Source organism: Streptomyces albipurpureus (genome assembly GCF_023701525.1).
GTDB lineage: Bacteria > Actinomycetota > Actinomycetes > Streptomycetales > Streptomycetaceae > Streptomyces > Streptomyces albipurpureus.
The window spans coordinates 1-4,967 of sequence record NZ_JAMQAW010000081.1 but is presented as its reverse complement, the minus strand read 5'-3'; the positions used below and the strand labels follow the sequence as shown (position 1 = coordinate 4,967).

The window sequence follows — 4,967 nt, the reverse complement described above, 5'->3', positions numbered from 1 at the left end:
GGGACCTCTCGGTCCCCCGGCGGCCTCGTCGTCCAGCTCCCCCAAAGCGGGCGGTACGGAGCCGGTACGTGTTCGGTGCCGGTGTCAGCCCTTCTGAGGAGACCCGGCATCGGCTACCGCGCCATCGGCGCCGGACTTGGCTGACCGCGCATCCTTCGCGGTGCCGTTCGCGGTCGGACCATCAGAGCCGGAAGCCGATGAACCATCGCCGGTCGAGGGCTCTTCCGAGCCGGTGGAGCCGGGGGGCTCCGAAGAATCCGCGGGATCCGATGAACCCGATGCGTCCGCGGCGTCCGAGCTGGTTGCCGACGAGTTCTCCGTGTCCTTCGAACCATCCTTGGCGGACGGTCCGCTACCGGCGCCGGCCGCGCCGTTCTCCGGCTCGACGACCTCTTCGCGCCCCGGACGCAGCCGCGCCGAGAGCACGATGTAGACCACTGCCAGCACGAAGACCACGATGGAGGTCCACACATTGAGGCGCAGGCCCAGGACCTCGTGTGCCTCGTCCACCCGCAGGTACTCGATCCAGGCGCGCCCGACGCAGTAGGCGGCGACGTACAGGGCGAACGCCCGGCCGTGCCCCAGCTTGAACCGCCGGTCAGCCCAGATCACCAGGAGCGCGACACCGATGCACCACAGCGACTCGTACAGGAATGTCGGGTGGTAGAGGCCAGCCTCTCGGTTCGCCCCCTCGGTGATCTTGAGTGCCCAGGGCAGATCGGTCTGCTTTCCGTAGAGCTCCTGGTTGAACCAGTTGCCCCAACGGCCGATGGCCTGGGCGATGGCGATGGCGGGTGCCATGGCGTCCGCCCATGCGGGGAGCGGGATACCGCGACGGCGGCAACCGATCCAGGCACCGACCGCGCCGAGCGCGATGGCACCCCAGATACCCAGGCCGCCTTGCCAGATCTTGAAGGCGTCGACCCAGTTCTCACCCTCGCTGAAGTACAGCTGGTAATCGGTGATCACATGGTAGAGCCGTCCGCCGACCAGGCCGAAGGGCACCGCCCAGACGGCGATGTCCGCCACCGTGCCGGCTTTTCCGCCGCGGGCGATCCAGCGCTTGTTGCCGAACCAGACGGCTACGAAGACGCCGAGGATGATGCAGAGCGCATAGCCACGCAGCGGGAGGGGTCCAAGATGGATCACTCCGGTCGACGGGCTGGGAATGTAGGCAAGTTCCATGGCAGAACCGACGCTACCTTGCCGCACAGCGCAGGCGGCAACCCGTCTGGGCAACGTCTGGGTAACGAGCCGCCCGTCAAGCCCGCTGGGCCAGGGGCAGGCCGGTGCGCACACGGTCAGGGCCGTGGCCCGAGACAGGGGCCCATTGCCCCGTTCTCGGCGCACACCGATGGGTCAGGTGGTGCGAGCCGGGCACAGCGCCGCCCCACCCGGACCGGTCGGACCAGCTGAGCTCAGCTCAGCAGCATCGAACCGGCCCGGGTCAGACCCGATCAGCACTCGCGCGGGTCAGGAGGCGTCCGGCACCGGCGCGGATCGCTCGGTCCCCGGCTTCTTGCCCTTGTTCGCCTCGGCGACCCACTTCTTCAGATTGGCCACGGAAATCTGCTGACCGGCCTTGTCCGGGAAGATCGACTCACCGTTCAGCAGCACCGTGGGCGTGCCGCGGAATCCACCGTTCACAAAGGCGTTGTTCGATTTCTGGACCCAGGAGTCGTGCTTCCCGTCCTCCACACAGCTGCGGAACGCCGGGGTGTCGAGCCCGTCGACCTTGCCCGCCAGCTCGATCAGCTTGTCGTTGTTCCCGAAGGCGTCGTCCGGCTCCGGGGGCTGATTCTGGAAGAGCACATCGTGGTACGGCACGAATTCGCCGGCGTCCTGGGCGCAGGCCACGGCATTGGCGGCACGCAGCGAACCGGTGCCACCCATGTTCCCGTCGATGATGGTGGCGAGGTTGTACTCGACCTTGAGCTGGCCCGACTCCTCCAGCTCGTGGATGGACTTGCGGAAGATGTTCTCGAACTGCGCACAGACGGGGCAGCGGAAGTCCTCCCAGATGGTGAGGGTGGAGGGCGCGTCCGTGGCGCCCACCGGGATCGCCAGCTGCTCCTTGCCCGCCACTCCGGAGGGGGCCAGCAGCGGACCCGCCTGGCTTGAGCCCTTCTTGTCGCCGCCCGCGTTGGCCGCGATCACCCCGATCACCGCGGCCAGCCCGAGGACCGCCACCACGGCGGAGGACACGATGAGCACCCGCCGTCGCTTCTCGCGCGCCTTCTCCCGCTCGCGTTCCTGCTGGAGCCGCTCCCGCGCGGTCCCTTTCGGTGCCTGATTCTTCTCGTTCACACCCGACAAACGAACCGGGGAGGGCTGTACGCGTCTCTCCGGTACTCGTTCCACCCGTATGAGCGACGACGTACGAGCGAGGTGTGCTAGCGAAACCCGTCCCGGTCAGCGGCAGCGCACCACCGGCCGGCTGGCAGGACACACACCGCGTGCCGGTCGGGCCCGGAGCGCTAGTGGGCGCTTGGGTCAACCGCTTCGCCCTCGGCCGCACCGTTGAGGTAGCGCTGCGGGGAGGTCCCGACGGTGCGGCGGAACGCCGCGAGGAACGCGCTCGCCGTCGCGTATCCCACGGCGTGTGCGGCCTGGGACACCGGCCTGCCCTCGGCCAGCAGGGGAAGGGCCGCCCGCAGCCTCATGTGGGTACGCCAGCGGTCGAAGCTCATCCCGGTGTCATGGGCGAACAGCCGGGTCAGCGTGCGGCGGCTCACTCCGATGGCCCGAGCGTGCGCTTCCAGACTCCGGGGGTCCGCGGGATCGGCGAGCAGCGCGTCCGCCACGGCTCGTACCCGTTCGTCGACGGGGTGCGGCACATCGATGGGGAGGGCGGGCAGGGGGTGCAGCAGATCCAGTACCACCGCCTCGGCCCGCAGACGGGCGTCGTCGTCGAGATCCGTCCGGTTGAGGTGGTCGATCAAGTGGGCCAGCAGCCCGTCGACGCCGACCGGGGTGGGCTCGGTCCAGTCCAGGGCGCATCGGTCCGGTTCGAGGTAGAGGCTGCACAGCACCGCGTCGCGGGTCGCGCCGGTCCGGTGGATGACGCCGGCGGGCAGCCAGAGGGCGCGGGTGGGCGGCAGCACCCAGTAGGTGTCGTCGACGGCGATCCCGAGCACACCGCGTCGGGTCCAGGCCAGCTGGTGCTGCGGGTGGCTGTGCGGAGCGATCCACTGCCCCGATGACAGGGGGAAGCTCCCCACCACGATCGCTCCCACCCCGGTGGGGGCGGAGCATTCGACGGCTTGGCTCATACGTCCAAGCCTATGTCCTCCATGCGCTATGACATGGCCCCATCGCGGATTGTGGCCACGATGAACGGTGCATAGCGTCGTCGTATGGTGATCGACTTTCCGCGCCCCGGGCGTGACCTCAGTACGGACGTACCGCCTCTGACAAGGGGATACCGGGCATGACATCGGCGGCTTCCCCCTCCGCCGCGATCGGTCGGCGCAGGCCGGCGCTGATCGTGTTGTGCGGTGTGCAGTTCATGCTCGTCCTCGATGACACGGTGGTCAGCGTGGCCCTCCCGAGCGTCCGGGAGGATCTTGGTTTTGGCGGCGCGGACCTGGCTTGGGTGGTCAACGCCTACTTCCTCGCCTTCGGTGGACTGCTCCTGCTGTTCGGTCGGGTGGCCGACCTGCTGGGTCGCCGACGCGTCTTCCTCAGCGGCGTGGCGCTGTTCGGTGCGGCGAGCCTCGTCTGCGGGCTCGCTCAGGAACCCTGGCACCTGGTGGCGGGCAGGTTCGCCCAGGGAGCCGGCGCGGCCATGGCGAGCCCGGCCGCGCTCTCCTTGATCACCCTCTTGTTCCCGGGCCCCGGGGAACGGTCCAGGGCACTGGGCATCTGGGGTGGCATCGCGGGTCTGGGCGGCACGATGGGTCTGGTGATCTCCGGGGCGCTGACCGACCTCACCTCCTGGCGTTGGATCTTCCTGATCAATCTGCCGGTGGCCGCGCTCGCCCTGGTGCTGCTGCCGCGGCTGGTGGCCGAGAGCCGGGCCACCCGGCGGACCCGGCTGGATGTGCCCGGTGCCGTGCTGGGGACCGGTGCCGTGCTCTGCCTGGTCTACGGTCTGCTCCAGGCCGGCGAGTCTCCTTGGGGTGCGGCGGCCGTGGTGGGACCGCTGCTCCTAGCGCTGGTCCTGGCCGCCTCGTTCGTCGCGGTCGAGGCCCGCACCGAAGAGCCTCTGGTGCCGTTGTCGTTTCTGTCGTCTCGCACTCGTGCGGTCGCCAACGGCACGACCCTGCTGTTCTCCGCCGCCTTCTACGCGATGGCCTTCCTGCTGATGATCCATCTGCAAACCGTGCTCGGCTACGGCCCGCTCCTGGCGGGCTTCGCCTATCTGCCCTACGGCGCCGGCATCCTGGCGGGCATATGGCTCTCCTCCCGCGCGGTGACCAGATGGGGCATGCGCCCTGTCCTCGTCCTCGGCTTGCTGCTCAGCGCGGTCGGGCTGCTGCTGCTCTCCGGTGCGACGCCGAGCGCGGGCTACGCCACGGGAGTGCTGCCGGGCATGCTCATCACCAGTCTCGGCTGTGGTCTGAGCCTGCCCGTCATGGCGATCGCCGCGGTGTCGGGCACCACCGGGGAGAACGCCGGGCTCGGCTCGGCGGTCTTCAGTTCGGTGCAGCAGATCGGCGGGGCGATCGGGGTGGCGGTACTGGTGACCCTGGCCGCCCGGCGTAGCGCCGCCGAGACCTCCTCGGTCGGCCCGCTGCACGCCGCGACGGAAGGGTTCTCCTTCGCGCTCACCCTCGCTGCCGCGCTACTGGCCCTCGCCGCGGTCCTGGTCGCCGCCCTGCTCACCGGGCGCCACTCCCCCGCCACGGCCGATGACCACACCACTGCGGTGAAGCCCCAGCGGGTCGAGTAACGACGCTGAGCCCTCGCGGCACGGCGGCCACCCGCGCGTCGAGCACGACCCCGCCCGTCCAGCGCGGACGGGC

4 protein-coding genes are annotated in these 4,967 nt (G+C 69.7%); 1 reads left to right on the top strand and 3 read right to left on the bottom strand.

Annotation, left to right across the window (positions count from 1 at the left end; all coding sequences use genetic code 11):
• Positions 1-84 precede the first annotated feature (84 nt).
• The 3 genes from lgt to NBG84_RS36160 form a co-directional block, all read right to left on the bottom strand.
• Positions 85-1,185: a prolipoprotein diacylglyceryl transferase gene (gene lgt / locus NBG84_RS36170; RefSeq protein WP_250923945.1), complete on the bottom strand. Its 1,101-nt coding sequence runs from the start codon at positions 1,183-1,185 to the stop codon at positions 85-87.
• A gap of 288 nt (positions 1,186-1,473) precedes the next feature.
• On the bottom strand, positions 1,474-2,307 hold the full coding sequence (locus tag NBG84_RS36165) for a DsbA family protein (RefSeq protein ID WP_250923944.1): 834 nt from the start codon (positions 2,305-2,307) through the stop codon (positions 1,474-1,476).
• Positions 2,308-2,477: 170 nt separating this feature from the next.
• Positions 2,478-3,272, bottom strand: coding sequence for an AraC family transcriptional regulator (locus NBG84_RS36160; protein WP_250923943.1), 795 nt, complete (start codon positions 3,270-3,272; stop codon positions 2,478-2,480).
• Positions 3,273-3,430: 158 nt separating this feature from the next.
• On the opposite strand from NBG84_RS36160, the gene NBG84_RS36155 reads away from it, so the two are divergent.
• Positions 3,431-4,894 carry an MFS transporter gene (locus NBG84_RS36155; RefSeq protein WP_250923942.1) on the top strand — a complete coding sequence of 488 codons (1,464 nt, stop codon included), beginning with the start codon at positions 3,431-3,433 and terminating at the stop codon, positions 4,892-4,894.
• Positions 4,895-4,967 lie beyond the last annotated feature (73 nt).

Bases quoted from the DNA above. Each gene is read 5' to 3' on its own strand.
- lgt (WP_250923945.1), bottom strand. From the start codon at position 1,185: ATGGAACTTGCCTACATTCCCAGCCCGTCGACCGGAGTGATCCATCTT.
- NBG84_RS36160 (WP_250923943.1), bottom strand. From the start codon at position 3,272: ATGAGCCAAGCCGTCGAATGCTCCGCCCCCACCGGGGTGGGAGCGATC.
- NBG84_RS36155 (WP_250923942.1), top strand. From the start codon at position 3,431: ATGACATCGGCGGCTTCCCCCTCCGCCGCGATCGGTCGGCGCAGGCCG.